Annotated in this window: 18 protein-coding genes and 1 tRNA gene; 13 read left to right on the top strand and 6 right to left on the bottom strand. The window is 40.1% G+C overall.

The features are described from left to right. Both CQ839_RS11165 and CQ839_RS11160 read left to right on the top strand, forming a co-directional pair. Window positions 1-315: a DUF6679 family protein gene (locus CQ839_RS11165; RefSeq protein ID WP_103668357.1), complete on the top strand. Its 315-nt coding sequence runs from the start codon at window positions 1-3 to the stop codon at window positions 313-315. A gap of 98 nt (window positions 316-413) precedes the next feature. After that, window positions 414-2,246, top strand: a complete 1,833-nt coding sequence (locus CQ839_RS11160; RefSeq protein ID WP_103668397.1) for an NFACT family protein — start codon at window positions 414-416, stop codon at window positions 2,244-2,246. Between the two features lie 19 nt (window positions 2,247-2,265). Here the strand turns inward: CQ839_RS11160 and CQ839_RS11155 are convergent, their stop codons facing one another. Continuing rightward, the gene (locus CQ839_RS11155; RefSeq protein ID WP_103668356.1) at window positions 2,266-2,484 is read right to left on the bottom strand and encodes a hypothetical protein; all 219 of its coding nucleotides are present in this window, start codon (window positions 2,482-2,484) and stop codon (window positions 2,266-2,268) included. Between the two features lie 207 nt (window positions 2,485-2,691). Between CQ839_RS11155 and CQ839_RS11150 the strand changes: the two genes are divergently transcribed. The 5 genes from CQ839_RS11150 (at window position 2,692) to gatB (ending at window position 8,335) form a co-directional block, all read left to right on the top strand. Then, window positions 2,692-3,015 carry a co-chaperone YbbN gene (locus CQ839_RS11150; protein ID WP_103668355.1) on the top strand — a complete coding sequence of 108 codons (324 nt, stop codon included), beginning with the start codon at window positions 2,692-2,694 and terminating at the stop codon, window positions 3,013-3,015. A gap of 235 nt (window positions 3,016-3,250) precedes the next feature. Next, on the top strand, window positions 3,251-4,855 hold the full coding sequence (locus tag CQ839_RS11145) for an ATP-binding protein (RefSeq protein ID WP_103668354.1): 1,605 nt from the start codon (window positions 3,251-3,253) through the stop codon (window positions 4,853-4,855). A gap of 323 nt (window positions 4,856-5,178) precedes the next feature. Beyond that, a complete protein-coding gene (locus CQ839_RS11140; RefSeq protein ID WP_103668353.1) occupies window positions 5,179-6,081 on the top strand; it encodes a class II fructose-bisphosphate aldolase in 903 nt (300 codons plus the stop codon). 20 nt (window positions 6,082-6,101) lie between these two features. Further along, entirely contained in the window at window positions 6,102-6,752 is a 651-nt protein-coding gene (locus CQ839_RS11135; protein WP_103668352.1) for a hypothetical protein, read from the top strand. A gap of 110 nt (window positions 6,753-6,862) precedes the next feature. Then, on the top strand, window positions 6,863-8,335 hold the full coding sequence (gatB, locus tag CQ839_RS11130; RefSeq protein WP_103668351.1) for an Asp-tRNA(Asn)/Glu-tRNA(Gln) amidotransferase subunit GatB: 1,473 nt from the start codon (window positions 6,863-6,865) through the stop codon (window positions 8,333-8,335). A gap of 76 nt (window positions 8,336-8,411) precedes the next feature. Here gatB and CQ839_RS11125 read toward each other — a convergent pair whose 3' ends face one another. Beyond that, window positions 8,412-9,332: an alpha/beta hydrolase gene (locus tag CQ839_RS11125; protein ID WP_103668350.1), complete on the bottom strand. Its 921-nt coding sequence runs from the start codon at window positions 9,330-9,332 to the stop codon at window positions 8,412-8,414. A 203-nt stretch (window positions 9,333-9,535) separates the two neighbouring features. On the opposite strand from CQ839_RS11125, the gene CQ839_RS11120 reads away from it, so the two are divergent. Next, window positions 9,536-9,616: transfer RNA gene (locus tag CQ839_RS11120), tRNA-Leu, on the top strand. 97 nt (window positions 9,617-9,713) lie between these two features. Beyond that, complete coding sequence (locus tag CQ839_RS11115; RefSeq protein WP_103668349.1) at window positions 9,714-9,893, top strand: hypothetical protein; 180 nt, start codon at window positions 9,714-9,716, stop codon at window positions 9,891-9,893. A 27-nt stretch (window positions 9,894-9,920) separates the two neighbouring features. On the opposite strand, the gene mazG is transcribed toward CQ839_RS11115, so the two are convergent. Next, on the bottom strand, window positions 9,921-10,742 hold the full coding sequence (mazG, locus tag CQ839_RS11110; RefSeq protein ID WP_103668348.1) for a nucleoside triphosphate pyrophosphohydrolase: 822 nt from the start codon (window positions 10,740-10,742) through the stop codon (window positions 9,921-9,923). A gap of 112 nt (window positions 10,743-10,854) precedes the next feature. On the opposite strand from mazG, the gene CQ839_RS11105 reads away from it, so the two are divergent. The 4 genes from CQ839_RS11105 to CQ839_RS11090 all read left to right on the top strand — a co-directional run bounded on the left by CQ839_RS11105 (window position 10,855) and on the right by CQ839_RS11090 (window position 13,446). Next, window positions 10,855-11,172 (top strand): DUF2605 domain-containing protein, encoded by a 318-nt coding sequence (locus CQ839_RS11105; RefSeq protein WP_103668347.1) that lies wholly within the window; start codon window positions 10,855-10,857, stop codon window positions 11,170-11,172. A gap of 88 nt (window positions 11,173-11,260) precedes the next feature. Continuing rightward, window positions 11,261-11,539 (top strand): DUF2973 domain-containing protein, encoded by a 279-nt coding sequence (locus CQ839_RS11100; RefSeq protein WP_103668346.1) that lies wholly within the window; start codon window positions 11,261-11,263, stop codon window positions 11,537-11,539. Window positions 11,540-11,634: 95 nt separating this feature from the next. Continuing rightward, entirely contained in the window at window positions 11,635-12,018 is a 384-nt protein-coding gene (locus CQ839_RS11095; protein WP_103668345.1) for a DUF1636 domain-containing protein, read from the top strand. A 357-nt stretch (window positions 12,019-12,375) separates the two neighbouring features. Continuing rightward, window positions 12,376-13,446: a response regulator gene (locus CQ839_RS11090; protein ID WP_103668344.1), complete on the top strand. Its 1,071-nt coding sequence runs from the start codon at window positions 12,376-12,378 to the stop codon at window positions 13,444-13,446. An 83-nt stretch (window positions 13,447-13,529) separates the two neighbouring features. On the opposite strand, the gene CQ839_RS11085 is transcribed toward CQ839_RS11090, so the two are convergent. From CQ839_RS11085 to CQ839_RS11075, 3 genes are all read right to left on the bottom strand, one after another. Then, a complete protein-coding gene (locus CQ839_RS11085) occupies window positions 13,530-15,272 on the bottom strand; it encodes a bifunctional diguanylate cyclase/phosphodiesterase (RefSeq protein ID WP_103668343.1) in 1,743 nt (580 codons plus the stop codon). Window positions 15,273-15,519: 247 nt separating this feature from the next. After that, complete coding sequence (locus CQ839_RS11080; RefSeq protein WP_103668342.1) at window positions 15,520-18,948, bottom strand: PAS domain S-box protein; 3,429 nt, start codon at window positions 18,946-18,948, stop codon at window positions 15,520-15,522. Window positions 18,949-19,185: 237 nt separating this feature from the next. After that, entirely contained in the window at window positions 19,186-20,376 is a 1,191-nt protein-coding gene (locus CQ839_RS11075) for a hybrid sensor histidine kinase/response regulator (RefSeq protein WP_103668341.1), read from the bottom strand. Window positions 20,377-20,456 lie beyond the last annotated feature (80 nt).

Below are 20,456 nucleotides of genomic sequence, written 5' to 3'. Positions count from 1 at the left end.
ATGCTACATCGCAAAATATATCAACTTTGTGAAGCCAAGAGCGATGTTTGGATTTACCTGAGGGATCAGGGACGTTGGCTAGAAAGAGCCAAGATATTGGATATTGAAGGAGACGTGGTAACAATTCGTTACGAGACTGAAGATGAAGACGAGGTTTGCTCTTGGGAAGAAATGGTCAGATTAGAGAGCATTGGTGCTGTAACGCAAAGACTATCTTCGTTCACCAAAACAGGAATAGCATCGCACGATCTGTTGGTGTCTGATGATTGCCCTGAAGCCGAACAAATCCGCCCCCGTATTGATCCTGACAAATAATCACATCAACAAAAGGGACGCAAAGCGCCCCCTTTGTTATGAGCAAAGAGTGGACGCAAAGCGCCCACTCTTTTTTATGCATACATGAGATTACAACGATGCAACCTGCCGATCTAACAACACTTGTAGCTTTGACCCATGAGCTAAACATAGCTTGTGTGCCTGCGAGGTTAGAGCAGGTACATCAAAGCGATCGCCACACGATTCATTTACAGTTACGAACTTTAGAGAAAAAACAATGGCTCTTGTTATCTTGGCATCCGCAAGCAGCTAGATTGCATCTCAGTGCGCCACCATCAAAACAGCCTGATACTTTCACTTTTAGCCAACAAATTTTGCATCAAGTTGCAGGATTTGCCCTTGTCTCAGTAAAACTTACTAGCCCTTGGGAGCGTGTAATTGATTTGCAATTTGCGAAACGTCCCGATGACGAAGTGCAATGGCATCTGTATTTAGAGGTAATGGGCAAGTACAGCAATGCAATTTTAGTAAATGCCAATGGTGAAATTGTCACTGCTGCGCACCAAGTTAGTCAGAAACAATCGCGAGTTCGCCCGATCCAAACAGGCGATCGCTATGAATTACCACCAGCATTACTCGAAGCTATTCCCAGTTTGAGTGAATCTTTTGACTCATGGCGCGATCGCTTAATCTTGATTCCAAAGGAAATTAAGCGCAATTTATTAAGCAATTATCGTGGTGTTAGTTCTTCGTTAGTGCGATCGCTAATAGCGATCGCAGATTTAGATGGCGATAAAAATGTTGCTGATTTAACTCGCTCTGAATGGGAGGCACTATATCAAGCTTGGCTAATGTGGCTGACTTCTATTGAGCAAAAGCAGTTCTATCCACACTTAGAAGGCAAGGGATATTCCCTCACCCCTAGCCTAAGTCACGACAGATCCCCCTCAATCCCCCTTAACAAGGGGGAAGAAGATAAGTCTCCCCCCTTGTTAAGGGGGGGGGATCTAAAACCCTTGCTATCAGTTAACGAATTCTGCGATCGCTACTATTCCCAGCAAACAGGACAAGTTGCCTTTCAGCAGTTGCACCAACAGATTAGCCAAGCGATTCAAAATCAGTTAACCAAGTTAACTATTAAAGAGAATGAATTTCTTGATCGACTCAAACTCTCGACTCAAGCCGATGATTTTAAAGATAAAGCAGATTTGTTAATGGCGCATTTGCATCTCTGGGAAATCGGCATGAAAGAGATTAAACTTACTGATTTTCATTCAGAAGCACCAGTGATTATTCCTCTCGATCCCACTCTCAATGCTGCCCAGAATGCACAATCCTTTTATAAAAAACATCAAAAACAAAAACGAGCAGCTCTTGCGATCGCCCCATTACTTGAATCAGTGCAGCAGGAAATCACTTATCTCGAACAGGTTTCTACCGCAGTTAGTTTATTAGAGCAAAGCGAACTTCCTGCTTTAAGAGAAATTAGGGCAGAACTAGCTCAGCAAAGTTATCTCAAAGTAACCGCCGAATATGCACCGAGGACTAAGACCAATAATAAAGGCGGCAAAAACAAGAGCAATAGAACCAAGCAAGAAGAAATCCCCGACTGTCATCGCTTCACAACTCCCAATGGGTTTGAGGTCTGGGTTGGTAGAAATAATTATCAAAACGATCTGATTTCCTTTCGTATCGCTGGAGAATATGATCTCTGGCTTCACGCGCAAGAAATTTCTGGCAGTCATGTGTTGTTGCGTCTACCTGCGGGTGCGATCGCAGACGAACAAGATCTTCAAGTTGCCGCCAATTATGCCGCCTATTACAGTCGAGCTAGGCAAAGCGATCAGGTTCCTGTTGTCTGTACGATTCCTAAATATGTGTTCAAGCCTAAAGGAGCAAAGCCAGGAATGGTTGTCTATACCCATGAAAAAATTCTTTGGGGACAACCAACTAATTTAAGAATGGGATGAACAAGCATTTTCGCAAAGTTCAATTCCAGAAAGCCTGAAGATCTTCAAGAACTGATTTGAGATGCGATCGCTGTTCTTCCTTAGATAAACCTAGATCATCCAATAGATATTTAACCGTTGTATAAGCGCGATATAGCAATGAGCATTGGCTGTGAGATTGACTAATAGTTCTGGTTGGCAAAGATTTTGATTGAGAACTAGTTTTTATGGCAAAATCGAGAGGAGTATCGAATTGCATGGTCAAATTAATCTCGATTGGATAGGCAGAATAGAAGCATTAGATTATCCTTCTTATCAATTAACCCATTTGCTTATTTTACTGTAAACCAAGCAATTCTGATATTGTTGTAAAAATTGATATAACTTCTCATTGTGCAGACTTTACACCAGTTTCTGTGATAATAACTATTCACCCTAGTACATTTATCTTTTAATTAGAGTAAACATGAATACTGCCGCTTTTATTCAAGATCAAGCTGAATTTGAAGATCTTCGCACAAGCACATCTTTTTTAGTTGTGGACTGCACTGCAACTTGGTGTGGGCCTTGCAAAGTAATCGCTCCATTCATTGATCAGTTGTCTGAAAATTATAGCGATCGCGCCAAGATCATGAAACTAGATATTGATGCTCATAAACCCTTAGCAAAACAATTTGGGTTGAAGAGCATTCCTGCTGTTCTATTTTTTAAAGATGGTGAAATAGTAGAGACTCTAGTTGGTGTCAAAACCTATGAAAATTACAGAGATAGCCTAGAGAAATATTTGTAATAGAACGAATAACTTTGTGGTTTTTTAAGCCCAAATCATTTTGAACTTATGCAAAAACGACTTGAATCCGATATTTTACCCTAGGACAACTATTTAAGTGCTCTAGGGTAAGATAAGTTTATAAAGTCGTTTTTAAGTAATCCTTAAAAACTTCACCAGAGTTTGAGATGTATTTCTGTGTCCACCTTCAAATTCTGTTCAATAAATTCTATCTAAGCCTCATTATCTAAATTTTATGAGCACAACAATTTTGATAATTGATGATTCGGAAATACATCGTACTAGATATATTGATTTTCTAACTAGTGATATCTCTAATAGCTATAGAAGCATAGAAGCAAACACTATAGAAAAGGCAAAAGAGCTATGTGAAGAGATAAAACCACAAATCATTTTGCTCGGTTTACCACTCACTGATGACAGTGGATTAGAATTTCTCAATTGGATAAAGCAACAGGAACAAATGACATTGTTGCCCATACTTTTGCTAGTTAAACAAGCAGAAGAAAGTATTGCAGATCAAGCAACTAAAAGTGGTATCCAAGATTATCTTGTTAAAGAATTCTTAACTCCTAAAAGGTTGATGCGATCGCTTGATCATCTATTGCAGCGAGAGCAGCTAATTAACTCATCCTCTGATTCTCTTAACCTACAAAATTATTCTGAACAATTAATATTAGAGAGCAAAGAAAATTTCCATCTTTTAGTAGAATGCTCAGATGATTTAATTTGGTCAATTGACTTAGAAGGCAAACTCACCTATCTATCTCCTCAATTTAAAGAGCTATTTGGCTGGGAACATACTGAATGGCTGGGGGAAAGTATGGTCAAGCTTGTTCATGCTGCTGATCTACAGCGTTTTAAAGATAGTATTGAGCAGACATTGAAATCAAATATAAAAGGGGATTTACCTGTTGAATTTCGTCATCTCCAAAAAGATGGCAGCTATGTCTGGATGTCTTGTAATATGACTCCACGACGCAATTCCCTAGGAAAAGCAGTCTCAGTACAGGGGATTTCACGAGATATCAGCGATCGCATTGCTCTTGCCGACGCAATTAGACATCGCAAGCAAGCAGAATCAAAGCTCAATGAGTCAAATGACATCTTATCAGTTGTTAATCAAGATTTGCTTAAAGCGATCAGACTCAAAGATGAATTTCTCTCTACTATCAGTCATGAGCTCCGCACACCTCTCAATGCCATCTTAGGATTGACAGAAATTTTACAAGAACCTATATGTGGATATGGGATTCTTAATGATGAACAGATGCAAGCTTTAAAAATTATTGAGAGTAGTGGAGAACATCTATTAGAGTTGATTGAGAATATTCTTGATTTCTCTAAGATCGAAGTTGGCAATTTAGAATTGCATCAGACATCAACTTCGATTGCAAAGCTTTGTCAAGCTAGTCTAGATTTTGTTAAATACCAAGCTTTGAATAAGAATATTCAACTTAAGCTGAATATTAATGATAATTTGCCAGAAATATTTCTAGACGAAAGGCGGATGCGTCAAGTACTAATTCATCTACTTAATAACGCCATCAAATTTACGCCTAAATCTGGTCAAATTGCCTTGACCGCAAATGCTCCCAATAAATCTTGGGTTCGGATTTCAGTGTGGGATACAGGTATTGGCATTGCTCCAGAAAGTCTTGACAAACTATTTCTGCCATTTGTTCAACTCGACGGTAATCTCAATCGCCAATATGAAGGAGCTGGATTGGGGCTAGCAATCGTTAAACAAATTGTCGAATCTCACGGTGGGAAGGTGAGCGTCAATAGCAAGGTCGGATTAGGTAGTTGTTTTACGGTTGAGTTGCCTGTAGGCAGGTGAAAACCAAAAGAGAGTTGTGGCGCGGAGCGCCACAACTCTCTTTTGGTTTTGTTTTTTTGTTCTAATTTATCTGGCTATAGCCATATGTGCTAGCTGCGTGAAGTCAAAGCCCCATCTAATCGACATGAATCATTTGGAAATCTACAGCAATTTCCAATCAAACAAACCCGAACCAATAAAATTGTTAAAAGTGTTGCTTTGCAACACTTTTAACAATTTTATTGGTTCGGGTTTCAGGGCAAAGGACTGTAAGCAAAATTTGCATTGCTATATACCCAAAATGTATATGATTGTATTGCATAAATTTTTCATCAAATGTCACCATGTTGAGTTCGACTAAGGAACTTCTAGAAACCGCACGACGTAATGCCTATGCGATCGGCGCGTTTAATATCTATAACTTAGAAGGCGTAAAAGCCGTAGTAAATGCTGCCGAAGTCAGTCGTAGTCCTGCGATGCTGCAATTACATCCTAGCGCTCTCATCTATGGCAAACTCCCTCTAGTGAAAATGTGTATCGAAGCCGCAAAATCGGCGAATGTCCCAATCTCTATTCATCTTGATCACAGTACTTCCACTAGTGATATTCGCTTAGCCCTAGATGCAGGAGTGCGATCGATCATGGCAGATGGCTCTCCCATGCCTTATGACAAGAATTTGGAATTTACAAGAGATATGACGACCCTCTCCCATAAGTTCCATGCAGTTGTGGAAGCAGAAATTGGTAGAATTAGTGGAACTGAAGATGGTCTAACGATCGCAGAGAAAGAAACGAAAATGACCGATCCGATTCAAGCCTTTGAGTTTGTGAATTTAACCAAAGTTGATGCGATCGCAGTCACGATCGGCAATGTACATGGTGAATATAAAAGCCCACCCCGCCTAGATTTTGCGCGTCTCGAAAAAATTCGGAGCCTTGTTGATATTCCTTTGGTTTTACATGGTGCATCAGGTTTACCAGCAGAAATGATCCAGCAATCAATTCAATTGGGAGTCTGTAAATTTAATGTAAATACAGAAGTGCGTCAAGCTTATATGCAAGCACTAAAGTTAGAAATATGTGGCGATAGTCCTAAGGATTTACTGGAGATTGCGGGTGAGGCGATCGCAGCGATGCAAGAAGTGATCATCGAGAAACTCAATCTCTTTGGCTCCGTCGGCAAGGCCCATTTACATGAAACGCCCTATGCCGAAATGCTGTCTAGCCAAGCCTACAACACTAAATAAGTAAATTCATAAGTAAATAAATGAACCAACCAGATAAGAAATTACAACTGAACAAGTTTAAAGACATATTGCTCGAATCTCTTCACCTTCCTGTAAAAATTGCCGCTCAATCCATCAATAGTATTGTTGTCTTATTGATGATTAATATTGGATCTGCTGCTTGGCTAGCTTTCTTTCTCTGGCAGAGATTTAATGTCAATATCGCATGGAATATTACCGTTACACTATTTATTTGCTTACCTTCTTACGTCCTTAGAAATCTGTACTTAACTCTGAAGGAAGTTATCGGCTTACCTGAAAAAATCAATAATTTTTTCCAAACAAGTAAAAACACTTTCTCAGAACTAGGCGAAGCTCATGATAAAGTGTTAGCCCACTCTCAAGACAGATCAGGAAAGGATTCAAGCAAATCTTTGCCTAGGCAGAAGACACGATTTATATTTGCGATCGGCAAGAGGTTAAAAGATTGGTTTGTCCTAGCCAAGAAGTTGCAAGAGGCAAAGTCTCTAATGAATAACTCTAAAGAACTTTTAGCGTTGACATTTCAAGCCATGTCTCTGACGAATCCACTTTTTCTTCTGTTCGTAACAGTTGCTGTAGTTCTAACATTAATTTACTTCTTTTTGGCTTTAGCTACACTAATTCTTTATCTGTTTTTATCAGGAAGATAGATTAAATGCCAAATCGTAATGCTAGGATTTATAATAGATTTGATAAATAGTGACTTAGCAAGCTAGGTCGCTATTTATCTCTCCAAATACTTCGCCTAAACGCATACGTTATGACTGCAACCGCCCCTACTAAGACACAATACGAAGCCGTAATTGGTTTAGAAACCCACTGCCAGTTGACCACAAACTCAAAAATCTTTTGCAACTGTTCAACCCAGTTTGGTGCGCCACCAAATACGAATGTTTGTCCTGTCTGTCTGGGTATGCCAGGGGTATTACCTGTTCTTAACGAAAAAGTGTTGGAATATGCAGTCAAAGCTGGGCTAGCCCTCAATTGCCAAATTGCTCCCCACAGTAAATTCGATCGCAAACAATATTTTTATCCCGACCTTCCCAAAAACTATCAAGTTTCACAATACGATCTGCCGATCGCAGAGCATGGTTGGCTAGAAATCCAACTAGAAGATGGTAGCACCAAGCGGATTGGTATTACCCGATTGCATATGGAAGAAGATGCAGGCAAATTGGTACATGCAGGTAGCGATCGCCTTTCAGGTTCTAGTCACTCACTAGTAGATTTCAATCGTACAGGTGTGGCTTTATGTGAAATCGTCTCTGAACCAGATATGCGATCGGGTGCAGAGGCGGCTGCCTACGCTCAAGAACTAAGGCGAATTATGCGCTATCTCGGTGTTTGCGATGGCAACATGCAAGAAGGATCACTACGTTGTGATGTGAATATCTCTGTCCGTCCTGTTGGGCGTGAGAAGTTCGGCACGAAAGTGGAAATCAAAAATATGAACTCCTTCAATGCGATTCAAAGAGCAATTGATTTTGAAATTAATCGCCAAGTGAATGCGATCGAAACTGGTAGTGAAGTCATCAAACAAGAAACTCGCCTGTGGGAAGAAAACACTCAACGCACAATCAGTATGCGTTCCAAAGAAGGTGCGAGCGACTATCGCTATTTCCCAGAACCTGACCTGATGGCGATCGAAGTTCCACTGACTACGTTAGCGCAATATCGTTCAGAACTTCCCACACTACCATCCGCCCACCGTCAACGTTACCGCGATGAATTTGGGCTGACTCCCTACGATGCGGCTCTGATTGCCGACGATCGCAGCATTGCCGAATTCTTTGATGCCACGATTCTCACTGGTGCGGAACCAAAGCAAGTCTTTAATTGGGTAATGGGTGACGTTACAGCCTATCTCAATGAGAACAAGCTCAAGATTGCTGATATTGCACTCACTCCTACAGTTTTAGGGGAGATGATCAGACTAATCACCGATGGAACAATCAGCAGCAAAATCGCTAAAGATATCTTGCCTGAGCTCATCCTCAAAGGCGGATCTGTTAAGGATTTAGTTGCATCTAAAGGGTTAACTGTCCTCGCTGGTGCGGAACTTGAGAAAATCATTGATGAGATTATTGCAGCTAATCCTAAGGAAGTGGAACAGTACAAGGCTGGTAAAACTAAGCTCTTAGGATTCTTTGTCGGTCAAACCATGAAGAAAACCCAAGGACGAGCTGAACCACAATCAACCAATAAATTGATTGCTGACAAACTAGCAGAATAGAGAAACAGGAAGGCGCTTCGCGCCTTCCTGTTTCTCTTAAATCATTATCTAGTGCTTACACAAATAAAATTACTTGCTATAGCTTAAAAAAACTGCGAATGGAGTTTAGATATAGTGGTTCATTAGTAGAGGCGGTGTTATTGTGCCCAGCATTGGGAATGAGAACGATTTGTTTTTTTGTCGATGTTGCTTCATACAATCGCTGAGACATGGCTGAGGGGATAAGATCATCAGCAGTTCCATGAATATAAAGCACAGGCACTGCTAGCGATCGCACCTTAGTGATCGAATCAAAACGTTGATGAATTAACAAATCAATCGGAAAAATGCGATATTTAGGATCGAGTTGAGCCATGTCACTCATCGAAGTGAATGAAGCATCGACAATCATTCCCCATGCATCGGGATGCTTCGCAGCAAGATCGATCGCGATCGCACCACCTAAAGAATGCCCATAAATCATAATCTGATTTGGTTTATAGCCTTTTTGGATTAGATAATCCCAAGCTGTCTGAGCATCTGTGTAAACCGATGATTCTGTAGGGAATGCGCCTTCACTTCTGCCATAGCCGCGATAGTCAATTACTAGAACTGAGAAACCCATCCGCATTAAGCGATTAGCATGTTTTGCATTTGCACTAATATTTTTACCCTTGCCATGCAAATACAAGATAACTTTAGAATCGCCGAAATTACTTTTTGCTTCTTGCTTAGCATTGGGTAACCACCAGCCATGAATATTTTCAGTTTTTCCATCTACATTCTGGACAGGAATCAAGACATCCTCATACGTGGCATTAAACTCAGCAGGTGTAGTCGTAATTTCCTTAACTGGTGAAAAGACTAACCTCGTTTGCCCAAACCACAGTACAGCACAAACAGAACTGTAAAAACTGGCGATTACAATCCCTGCGATCGTGACAGGGCGAACCCAACGCTTAGGCGATCGTTTTTGGATCTGTTCATGTTGCAATGATTCTAGAGATGATTCAGACATTAAAGTTTGAGGCTTTGTGTTTTGTTATTTACAGCAATTTACGATCAAAATAGCATATTGGATTTTTTAAAAATCAAGTATAAAAACCAAAAACCTGTACCGCCCGCTGCGCGGGCGGTACAGGTTTTTGGTTTTTATATATTCAAAATCTATTGCATGTTTGCACTATTGCTGTAATATAGTTAAGCACTAAAAAAGCAATTGCGGTCATGGTGGAATGGTAGACACGCCATCTTGAGGTGGTGGTGGCGAAAGCTGTGAGAGTTCGAGTCTCTCTGACCGCATATTAAAAATAAAAAAGCAGCGTTAGGCGCTGCTTTTTTATTTTTCGATAACATTGTAGTAACCTTGAATTTTAGTTTACAAACTACTCCAAAACTCATGCCTCGCCAAGTCAATTGCCAAGAAGAATGCACCAATGGCTGTGTTCTCGGAGATCAATGCCCCAACTTAGAATATCTAGCTAAAGCTCGCAAACTTTTAGCCGAAACATCAATCGATAAGTTGATCGAAATTTCTGATTCTCGTTTTCTGCCTCCAAATGCTCCTGCTGACAAATAAAAAAAGCCTCGCTTAGCGAGGCTTTTTTTATTTGAGTTTCTCTTTTGCCTGTTTCCAGAGATTGTCTAGCTCCTCGGCAGTGAAGCTATCAATTGGGCGATCGCTTAAGGTCTCAATCACCTCAAGGCGCTGAATAAATTTATGGTTGGTTGATTGCAGAGCCCCCGATGGATCGAGATCATACCAACGCGCCACATTAATTAAGGTGAATAGTAAATCTCCTAGCTCCGCCTGTTGATTTTCCTTTGATTCGTGCTCTAGAGCATGACGCAGTTCATCCAACTCCTCATGAAATTTCGCCCAGACACCATCGGCATTTTCCCACTCAAAACCATTCGCAGCAGCTTTTTGAGATATTTTCATGCCAGCCGTTAAGGGCGGCAGCGATCGCGCATAGCGTTTGAGTTTGTAGCTCAGTCTTTGGGTCGTCGCTAAGTCTTCACCCTTTTCTTCAGCCTTAATTCTCTCCCAGTTTTGATGAATTTCATCCATATTTTCAGTCTTAACATCACCAAATACATGGGGATGTCGGCGGATCAGCTTTTGAGCGATCCCTTCTGCAACTTCTGCGATCGCAAATTGATTAGTTTCACTAGCTATTTGCGACTGCAAAACCACTTGCATTAGCAGATCCCCCAACTCTTCTGCGATCGCCTTACTATCACCACTCTGGATTGCATCCACTACCTCATAGGCTTCCTCAATCACATAGGGGATCAAACTTTCGGGTGTTTGCTTTAAATCCCAAGGACAGCCACCATCTGGCGATCGCAACTTTGCCACCACATCGATTAAATGCTGCATTGCGATCAAGTTAGCCGAAGAATTAACAGTTGGTTCTAAAGACATAACATTTGTTTAATATTAAGAAAAGTAACGAAATGCTATAATACTATGTATAAAAAAATATTGCTTTTAACACACTATATACAGCATCAAGTTTGATGCTGGAGTTCCGCCCATGAGTAATACCGCTAGTCCTGATCCTGAAATGCTCAGACAACTTCTAGAACCATTACTAGAAGATTTCACATATTGGTTTAACCGCTCTCAGAAATTACTCGCCAATGAGCGCTTAAACTTCATAGAAGAATCAGATCAGCAAAATCTACTAGAACGGGTTGAGAATGCGCTCAAAGAAGTTGCGGCGGCAAAAGCCTTGTTTAGCGTTACAGGACATCAAGTTGGCGTAGACATGACAACGATGAGACCTTGGCATCAGCTACTTATGGAGTGTCAAGCCGTAGGGATGCGCTACTATCGTAATCAAGTAATTTAAAACTTTAACTTTGATTTTAATTTTAGTCCCTGATTTTTCACTTTAAACATTAATTCACGTAATTTACATATTTTCAAGGAAAGTAGACATGGTACAGATCCTTTATATACTCGCATTTACGATCCTCTCCATCTTCGCGATCAGTAATCTCATTCGTAGCATGATTGCACTTTCCCAAAATGATTCAAGAGGCTATCAAGACAATCGTAGTCGTCGAGTAGCTCCTCAATATGCCCATCCTGAATTATGGGATAAGGATGGCAAATATATCGATGAACCATTAATGGTAATTAAATCAATTAACGTTGATGATGCTCGTTCAAGACTTGATGCTTTATACAACTCATCACCTAGCGGCGATAAATAATCAAACATAAAACCCATTCATAGAGTTGCGGCGCTTTGCGCCGCAACTCTATGAATGGGTTTTATATAGCTATAACTGTTTTTATTGAGATACGAATGACCCACAGTTTATTAGTTTGTACTACCTGTGCCAGCACTTGGCAAAATGGCAAAAAGGTAGGTGTTAGTGGTGGTGAAAAATTACTAAAAGAGCTTTCTCAATTACATCAAAGTTGGGAATCGCGATCGCAGTTTGAGATTCGTGCTGTTTCCTGCATGAGCGCTTGTAGCCATGCCTGTGTTGTTACCTTTGCTTCCGAAGGTAAATATTCCTACTTATTTGGGGACTTGCCCAGTGATGTTGAAAATATGCCGACAACTGCATCAGCTATTTTGTCCTGCGCAGAAATATATTGCGATCGCTCTGATGGAATGCTGTCATGGAAAGAACGCCCCGAACCGCTGAAAAGTGGCGTAATTGCTCGTATACCACCTTTATAAAAAAGAGCACCAAGCAATCTTTTTTATGATTTTTATAATAGGAATTGCTACTAAAATGCCTTAGAGCAATTTTCGAGCAAACGAACATAAAAAATTTAAAATTCTTGTAAAGCAAGACTTTTAAATTTTTATTGATTCAGGTTTAAGCGCAAAGCGCTGTAAAATCAAGGTATATGTATTGCCAGTCATGTTAGGACAAAATCAAAACCCAAAAGAGAGTTGCGGCGTTTAGCTCCGCAACTCTCTTTTGGGTTTTATATCCTGATACACTTGGCGACAGCTATAACAAAAGAAATTCTGGTAATGTGGACAAATCTTTCTACATATTAAAGACAAAACTCAAATTTGTAACACCTCATGCAAGGCACGCTCAGAGAAATTGACGTACATACAATTATCCACCTAATCGAGTTTGGGCAACGAACTGGAGAGTTGTTGATTGAATCAAACACAGGGCAATTCTGGTTTTTATTTTTTGATAACGGAGAATTGATCTACGCTACCGACACTGATAGTAACTTGACTCGTTTGCGCGATTATTTGCATGGATTAGGTTTAGATCATGCGCTGGATCATTTATCTAGCTCAAAGCTGGGGATTAATGTTTTAGAGTATGGTCAAATTTGGGCGCTCCTTGAAGCCAAAATCCTCACACCTGATCAGGCTAAATCGATACTCGAAAGCACAATCAGAGAGGTGCTGTTTGACATTATTGGTCTCTATCAAGGCACATTTGTTTTTGAAATTAGCGCAGCACTTACGCCAAAGTTAACAAAATTCAAGTTTTCACAGATTGCTTCTGGATATTCCCAACAGCTTCAGCAATGGAAGAGATTTTATCCAGTTTTACAATCGATCGATCAATGTCCCATATTGCTTACTCAGGAAGCTTTACCGCTTTTGAATACTTGGATTGATGGCAAAACGACAATCCGTCAGTTATCGCGATATACAGAACGAGATATTAGCCAAATAGGTAAATTGATATACGATGCAATCTCCTTTGGGCAAGTTGCAATTACTCCATTAGCTATGAGTGTACCGCCGCAAGTAAAAGTAAAATCACCCAGAATTTTATGCGTTGATGACAGTGTGACAATTTGTCGTGCTGTTGAATATATTCTGCATAATAACGGCTTCCAAGTTATGGCAGTATCTAGCCCTATTAAAGCTTTAAGCTTAATTTTTCAACATAATCCTGATCTGATTTTGTGTGATATCAGTATGCCAGAGATTGATGGATATGAGTTATGTGGAATGCTCCGTAAGTCCAGCGCGTTTGCGAAGGTTCCAATTATTATGCTCACTGGAAAGGATGGCTTTATAGATCGCGTCAAAGCGCGGATGGTTGGAGCTACTGAATATCTGACCAAACCCTTTGGGGAAAAGGAGTTATTGACAACGGTAGAAAAATATAGCAAACGATAAGGGTACTGTAATTACCGAAATTGTAGTCATATTTTTGGTAATTAGTATAAGGGTTTGCTTTGCAAACCCTCATTGGTAAACCGTTATAGCCTTAAACCTTGAGCAGCTATCAGATTAGTTGCGGCAGCTACATCAACTGGTGGAGAGAACAAAAATCCCTGCCCATAGTCACAGGAAAGCGATCTCAAAACATTAGTATGTGATTCTTTGTCTATGCCTTCGGCAACTACTTTTAGTTTCAACTGTTTAGATAGGTTAATAATCATTGAAGTGATTTCCAAACTATTTGAATTAGTGTCAATCTCTTTAATAAAAGAGCGATCAATTTTCAAGGCTGTGATTGGTAGAGATTGAAGATAAGAGAGAGAAGAATAGCCCGTACCAAAGTCATCAATTGATAGACCGATTGATCGTTTCCGAAGTTGGGCTAAAACATCGATCGCAGTATCGATGTTTTTCATTAACACACTCTCAGTAATTTCTAAATTCAAGCTTTCTCCAGTTAAGCCTGCGGAGCTTAGACTGCGATCAATATCCTCTAACAGCGATGGATCAATCAATTGTAAGCTCGATAGATTAACGCTAATGCTGTCTGGACAAACATCAGGGAATTGAGCTTTCCATCGCCCAAGCTGTGAACAAGCTTCTGATAAGAGGTCACGACCTAATGGAACAATCAGTCCTGTTTCTTCTGCTAATGGAATGAACTCTAGCGGTGAGATCCATCTTTGACTTGGAGTCTGCCACCGAGCCAAAGCTTCAAAGCTTATAATTTTCCCATTGTGCAATGAAAAAATTGGCTGATAATGCACTAGTATTTGCTTGGATTCTATCGCTTCTTGTAAATTAATTTCAAGGTTCAATCGATGGATAGCCTTCCGTTGCATACTATCATTAAAGAAAATCGTACGTTCTCGATCATGCCTTGCGTAGTCGAAGGCAGTGTCAGCCGCCCTCAAAAAGCCTTCTGGCTGTTTATCTTCTAAGTCGCTTGTGACCGCCCCTATATGCGTTTTTGATGATATCGTAATCTCCTCAAGTTGAACTGGAATATTGAAAAGTTGATGAAGCTGTTGAATATAATCTTTAATAGTGGATAAATCTTTAACATCCTTTAGCAATATCGCAAATTCATTACTTTCCAATCGAGCGACGACTTTAGATGGAATATTCCAGTTCCCCAAGCGATAAGCAATTTCAACTAAGAGGCGATCGCTAAGCTTATGTCCAAAACCCGACTTAATTATAGGATAGCGTTCTACATCTAGCTTTAATACTGCGAAAGAAATGCCTTCCGTTCTTTTTAATTCAATACTTTGAGCGATTTTTTGCAGCAGTCCATAGCGATTGCTTAAGCCAGTCAGTTGGTCGTAAAATACTAAGCTATGGAGTCGATCTAGAGTTGATTGAAGTTTTTGCTTTTGATCTCTCAAATCATGAACAAATGCTAGCGTTTTGTTAATTGTAATTTCTAAGTCTTCAAAATCAATGGGCTTTATCAAAAAGTCAAAAGCCCCACGATTCATGGCTGCGCGAATGTTCTTCATGTCCCCAAAAGCGGAAATAACCACGGCTTTCAGAGGCCCCTCAAACTCTGCTAAGTTTGTCAACAAGGTTAATCCATCCATCTTCGGCATCTGGATATCAGTCAAGATCATGTCAATCGAATTCGATTCCCGTAGAATCTCTAGTGCTTCTAATCCATTTTGAGCAAACTGAAAACTAAGCTCCCCATTCCGAATTCTTTTTCTAAATATTTGCTTAAAAAGACGTTGGATTTCAAACTCATCATCAACTACTAGTACTAAATTTGTCTCTTCTTTCATAGTTACTTTTTGGAGTAGGTATCCTGAATATCAATATATATAAATCTTTCTAATATTGGGTTAGTAACTAATGGGACGGGGAACGTACATAATAAACCTCTTGCTGAATCGCGAAGTAGGTCAACCATGAGGGAATTGACCCCTATCCAAAAATAAAATCCGTTGGGGCTGCTCCCCAGTGCCAGCCGAGTACAAAAGCTACCGCAGGAAGACATTCCATGTAACATCAGTTAGTATATTAAATTTTTCAAGTATATCTGTTAGGTATCGTAACAATTATTTCAGTAAATTGGCTAGTATCAGTATTAATAGCTAAAGTGCCTTTATGTTGCTTGACAATTATATCGTGAGTGAGAGAAAGACCTAGCCCAGTACCCTCTCCCGGCGGTTTAGTTGTAAAGAAAGGATCTAAGATCTTTACTTGGATATCTTGAGGAATGCCACAACCATTGTCACGAATCCGAATCTCGACGCGATCGCCTAGACTGCGCGTCGAAAGGTGGAGGGTAGGCAGATATTTTTCTGTATCTTTAGATAAGTTTAAAAGATTCTTTTGGTAACGCATAGCATCACAAGCATTATCAATGAGATTAATGAAAGCCCGACTCATAGATCCAGTAACTAGATCTACTAAATCTAAATCGGCAGTATAGTCAGTCTGAATCGTGATGTTAAAGTCACTATCTTGCATTTTCTTACTGTGATACGCCAGTTTTAAGGATTGGTCAAGTAAATCATTAATTTGAGTCGGATGCGGCATCATCTTTGCATCATCAGTACGGGCATGTTGCATCATATTAGCGATGATATTTTCGGCTCTTCGACTATGAGCGCGAATAGTCGTGGAATTTTCTTGGAGGTCTGAGATCAATGACTCGACCAAATCTGAGGTGTCGAGATCTAAAGAAGGGAACAAAGGCTGAATTGTCTCCAGCAATTCTTGGCTGAGTTCAATTGAGCCGAGTGCGTAGTTTGTAACAAAGTTAAGTGGGTTACGCAGCTCATGGGCAATACCAGCCGTGAGCGTACCAAGTGCGGCAAGTTTTTCTTGAGCAATAATCCGCTCTTGGGCGTTTACAAGTGCGGCAGTTCGTTCTTTGACTCGGAGTTCGAGGCTTTTATTTAGTTGAGATAATTCTTGGAGAAGCTGATCGCGTTCTAGTTCTGCGGTTTTGCGATCGCTAATATCCTCAGAAATGCAGATCAAATAATCAGGGTTACTATGCTCATCGAATATAGGCACTTTAACGGTATGCAGAATTCTGCGACCTAAAGTCAAACTGTCAATTGGTTCTTCAGGAATATCTTCAATTTTACCGAGCGCAAATGATGAACGATCTTTCTCATTAAAGAAATGAGATTGCTCTTTAGGGAAAATATCATAGAGCACCCTACCAATTGCTTGCTCTTTGGTCAAACCAAACAGACTTTCACAAGTATTATTCCACAGCAAAAATTCGCCAAATCTTTCTTCTTTGCCATTTTTGACGAATAGAGCCACTGGTAAATTTTCAATAATTGATTCTAAAAAGTTACGAGCTTTTAATAGCTCCTGTGTTCGTTCTTGTACACGTTGCTCTAGCTCTGTATTCAATATTTGTAAATCTTCAAATACCTGCATTCTCTCTAGTTCGGCAGATGCCCTCGCTCCAAAGATACGCAGTAATAGTTCCGCCCGTTTTGGATTTGCTAATGGTTCGCGATTTAGGACACAAATCACCCCGATCTTTTCACCCGCAGAATTTTGTAATGCCATTCCTATATAATTATCTACATCCATTTTTACTAAATCCTCATCAAGAGGGAATAGTTGTTTTACTCCAGAAGAACAGTTGTAGATTCCAGCTTGAAAAGCTGTTCCGCTGGGAGTATGAGCAATTGGATAGGTAAGATTAGGCTGAACCTGATCGTCGGCATACCATGCCATAGTTTCTAGGTTTTCTCCAGACACCTTGGAAATGAGGACGTGGGAAACATCAAGGGCGATCGCAATATGCTTAACTAATTCTGGGAAAAATTCTTTGCCAGTAACCGAGGCAGTACCTTCCATCAAACTTTGAAGTGCTAATTCTGATTGCTTGCGATCGCTAACATCTCTAACTAAAAGCAAAACTTCATCTTCTGTATAAGGGACAATTCTCACTTCTTCGGTTTGAGTCTTGCCATCCACCAATATCTCTTGATCGTAAAGTTGAATACTCCCAGTTTCAAGAGCCGCATTGATCATCTGCATTCTTTGTTCAGCTACATTAGGAGGTAAATCCTTATTTAGATTAGACCCAACAAAGTCTTCAGGCTTCCCAAAGATTTTAAAGCTCTCCGTACTATGGAATTCTAGATAGGTTCCATCTTTACGGATTCGCATGAGTAGATCGGGCAAAGCTCTAATTAAGGCAGCTTTATGGGATTCACTTTCCTGTAAGGCTTTTTCAGCAATTTTGCGATCGCTGATATCCCGCCCTATGATCAGAGTTTCATCTTCACCACAAGCTACCAACCGAAATTCTTCAATTTGTAAGATGCCCCCAACCATAATCTCCTGCTCATAGACTTGCATTTCTTTGGTTGCTAAAGCATTATGAATCGCTTGCATGCGTCTTGCTCCCAAATCAGGTGGTAGGGTGTCTTTCACATGATCACCTACAAAGTCTCCAGTTTTACCAATCACATTGAAAGCGTTAGTCGCGTAGAAATCAAGATATATCCCTTCTCGGTTAACCCGCATAACTAAATCAGGTAAAGCTTCTATCAAAGCACGCTGTTTGGCTTCGCTGAGCCTTAGAGCTTCTTCATTTTTTTTGCGATCGCTAATATCAGATAATGAACCGACAAATCCAACAACATCACCATTTATATTGCGTTCGGGAACGGCTTGAACAATCCCCCACTTAACAGAACCATCAGAAAAAAGATATCGATGTTCAAGACAATATTCAGGATCATTCCCTAGATTTACCTGTTCGACAAAGTTATTCCAAGCGGCATACATCCAATCGCGATCGTCAGGGTGTAAGTTTTTACCCCAGCCATCACCTAAATTTTCATCTAAAGTTAGTCCAGTAATTTCTAGGGTTTTGGCATTTGCATATGTGCAAACGCCTTTAGTATCGTTGCAAAAAATCCCAACGGGGCTAATTTCAGAAATTATTCGATATCGTTCTTCGCTGATCTGTATTTGTAGGGTGCGTTCTTGTACCTGCTTTTCCAAACTGGTATTTAACACTTCTAATTCGCATTTAGCTTGTTTGAGGTCTAAGTATTGTTGCTCGATTGTGCGATCTTGCTGATAACTTCGTAAAGCCTCAGATACAGTTAGTTGGAGATCTTGCTCATTCCATGGTTTTGACATAAACCGATAGAGACTGCCACGATTGACAATATTGCCCACATCTTCGGCACGCGCTTGCCCTGTTAGCATAACTTTGAGTATTTTAGGATGGCGATCGTGCAGGTTAATCAAAAACTGATCGCCTTTCATGCTAGGCATAATTTGATCTGCAATCACAAGTGGCAGATCATGCCCGTTGTCTAGAATATCCTCAACAACCTCTAAAGCTTCTTCTGCACTTTCGGCAATTTCAATCGCAAAGTCAGGGAAGTATCGCATTAATTGGGTTCTAAGGGCAAAAAGAACATTGCGTTCATCGTCAACACAAAGAATTGTTGGGTTGCTCATCGCTTGTCTCCAAAGTCAGAATTGACGATAGTTAATAAATTTAGGACTTACGCAGTAGAACTGCAATCAAGTGTGGGTAAAAGCTCAACCCCTTTGCATCGGATTGCTTAGAAATATTCTTTAGTGCGATCAAGCCCAAAGATTGCAAGATTGATCACAAAAAATATCGCAATTTATTAACTTTTTATAAAAATTGTGTTTGTTACTTCAGCACACAACATTATTATTGATAGTATATCAAGACATAGATGGTAGGCGAACAGTAAAGCAAGTGCCCTGACCAATCTCACTACTGCAATCAACATAACCGTTGTGGAGTTCGATGATTTGCTTCACTATGGCAAGTCCTATTCCTGTCCCTTCGTAGCTACGGTTGAGACCACTGTCAAGTTGAACAAATGGCTGAAATAGCTTACTTTGATCGCTAGTGGCAATGCCAAGCCCAGAATCAGTAATTGAGAAACAAATCCAAGAGTTAATTTTCAAAACATCCAAACTCACCCTACCGCCATTGGGGGTAAATTTGACCGCATTATCGAGTAAGTTGATCAATACTTGTCTCATCCGTAGCGGATCAACTTCAATAGATTTTATATCTGGAGCCAAGTTTGTCGTAATTTGAATCTGTTTTTTAAGAGCCTGTTGTTTCACAGCCTCTATACTTGAATCACACAAATCCGCAATCACTACAGATGTGATACTGAGCTTTAGTATACCTGCTATAAGTTTTGAGATATCTAAAATATCATTAATCAATTTCAGTAGATGATTACTGCTACTTTCGATAATGGCGATCGCTTTCTTTTGACTCGGATTAATTGTGCCATAAACTTCATCAAGCAAACATTCTGATACCCCTAAGATAGAGGTGAATGGTGTACGTAGTTCATGGCTCATCATGGAGAGGAACTCATCTTTGAGCTTGGAAACCCTTGCGAGTTCTACATTAGCACTTTCGAGATCCCTATTCAACGCTATCAACTCCAGATTAGTTTGCTCTAGGGCTAACTGATGCTTGATAATTTGTTTCTCTTGCTGAAATTTCCGCAAGGCTTCCGATACAGTTAGTTGCAAATCCGTTTCGTTCCATGGCTTAGATATAAAACGATAGAGATTACCTCGATTGACTACATTACCAATATCTTCAACATTGGCTTGACCTGTCAGCATCACCTTGAGAATCTCAGGATATCGAGTATGGAGTTCGATCAAAAACTCATCCCCTTTCATCTTTGGCATGATCTGATCAGCAACTACTAAAGCAACATCAAACCCATTAGACAAAATCTCCTCAATAACTTCTAATGCTTCAGCTCCACTTTCTGCAATTTCAATTTTGTAATCTGGGAAAAAACGCATTAACTGGTTTCTAAGCATCAGAAGAACATTACGCTCATCGTCAACACAAATAATAGTGAGGTTATTCATCAGGGATCTCTAAAGTCGGAGTTGATAAAATAAGGTAATTAAAAATGCAGCAGTTCTTTAATCTAAATCATGAGTATGAT

The organism is Pseudanabaena sp. BC1403 (assembly GCF_002914585.1).
Classification (GTDB): domain Bacteria; phylum Cyanobacteriota; class Cyanobacteriia; order Pseudanabaenales; family Pseudanabaenaceae; genus Pseudanabaena.
Note: the sequence above shows the minus strand (reverse complement) of the source record. Positions and strands in the feature narration are given on the sequence as shown.

What these genes read in the sequence shown, in the direction of transcription:
- CQ839_RS11165 (WP_103668357.1), top strand. Translation starts at nt 1, where the DNA reads ATGCTACATCGCAAAATATATCAACTTTGTGAAGCCAAGAGCGATGTT.
- CQ839_RS11160 (WP_103668397.1), top strand. Translation starts at nt 414, where the DNA reads ATGCAACCTGCCGATCTAACAACACTTGTAGCTTTGACCCATGAGCTA.
- CQ839_RS11155 (WP_103668356.1), bottom strand. Translation starts at nt 2,484, where the DNA reads ATGCAATTCGATACTCCTCTCGATTTTGCCATAAAAACTAGTTCTCAA.
- CQ839_RS11150 (WP_103668355.1), top strand. Translation starts at nt 2,692, where the DNA reads ATGAATACTGCCGCTTTTATTCAAGATCAAGCTGAATTTGAAGATCTT.
- CQ839_RS11145 (WP_103668354.1), top strand. Translation starts at nt 3,251, where the DNA reads ATGAGCACAACAATTTTGATAATTGATGATTCGGAAATACATCGTACT.
- CQ839_RS11140 (WP_103668353.1), top strand. Translation starts at nt 5,179, where the DNA reads ATGTTGAGTTCGACTAAGGAACTTCTAGAAACCGCACGACGTAATGCC.
- CQ839_RS11135 (WP_103668352.1), top strand. Translation starts at nt 6,102, where the DNA reads ATGAACCAACCAGATAAGAAATTACAACTGAACAAGTTTAAAGACATA.
- gatB (WP_103668351.1), top strand. Translation starts at nt 6,863, where the DNA reads ATGACTGCAACCGCCCCTACTAAGACACAATACGAAGCCGTAATTGGT.
- CQ839_RS11125 (WP_103668350.1), bottom strand. Translation starts at nt 9,332, where the DNA reads ATGTCTGAATCATCTCTAGAATCATTGCAACATGAACAGATCCAAAAA.
- CQ839_RS11115 (WP_103668349.1), top strand. Translation starts at nt 9,714, where the DNA reads ATGCCTCGCCAAGTCAATTGCCAAGAAGAATGCACCAATGGCTGTGTT.
- mazG (WP_103668348.1), bottom strand. Translation starts at nt 10,742, where the DNA reads ATGTCTTTAGAACCAACTGTTAATTCTTCGGCTAACTTGATCGCAATG.
- CQ839_RS11105 (WP_103668347.1), top strand. Translation starts at nt 10,855, where the DNA reads ATGAGTAATACCGCTAGTCCTGATCCTGAAATGCTCAGACAACTTCTA.
- CQ839_RS11100 (WP_103668346.1), top strand. Translation starts at nt 11,261, where the DNA reads ATGGTACAGATCCTTTATATACTCGCATTTACGATCCTCTCCATCTTC.
- CQ839_RS11095 (WP_103668345.1), top strand. Translation starts at nt 11,635, where the DNA reads ATGACCCACAGTTTATTAGTTTGTACTACCTGTGCCAGCACTTGGCAA.
- CQ839_RS11090 (WP_103668344.1), top strand. Translation starts at nt 12,376, where the DNA reads ATGCAAGGCACGCTCAGAGAAATTGACGTACATACAATTATCCACCTA.
- CQ839_RS11085 (WP_103668343.1), bottom strand. Translation starts at nt 15,272, where the DNA reads ATGAAAGAAGAGACAAATTTAGTACTAGTAGTTGATGATGAGTTTGAA.
- CQ839_RS11080 (WP_103668342.1), bottom strand. Translation starts at nt 18,948, where the DNA reads ATGAGCAACCCAACAATTCTTTGTGTTGACGATGAACGCAATGTTCTT.
- CQ839_RS11075 (WP_103668341.1), bottom strand. Translation starts at nt 20,376, where the DNA reads ATGAATAACCTCACTATTATTTGTGTTGACGATGAGCGTAATGTTCTT.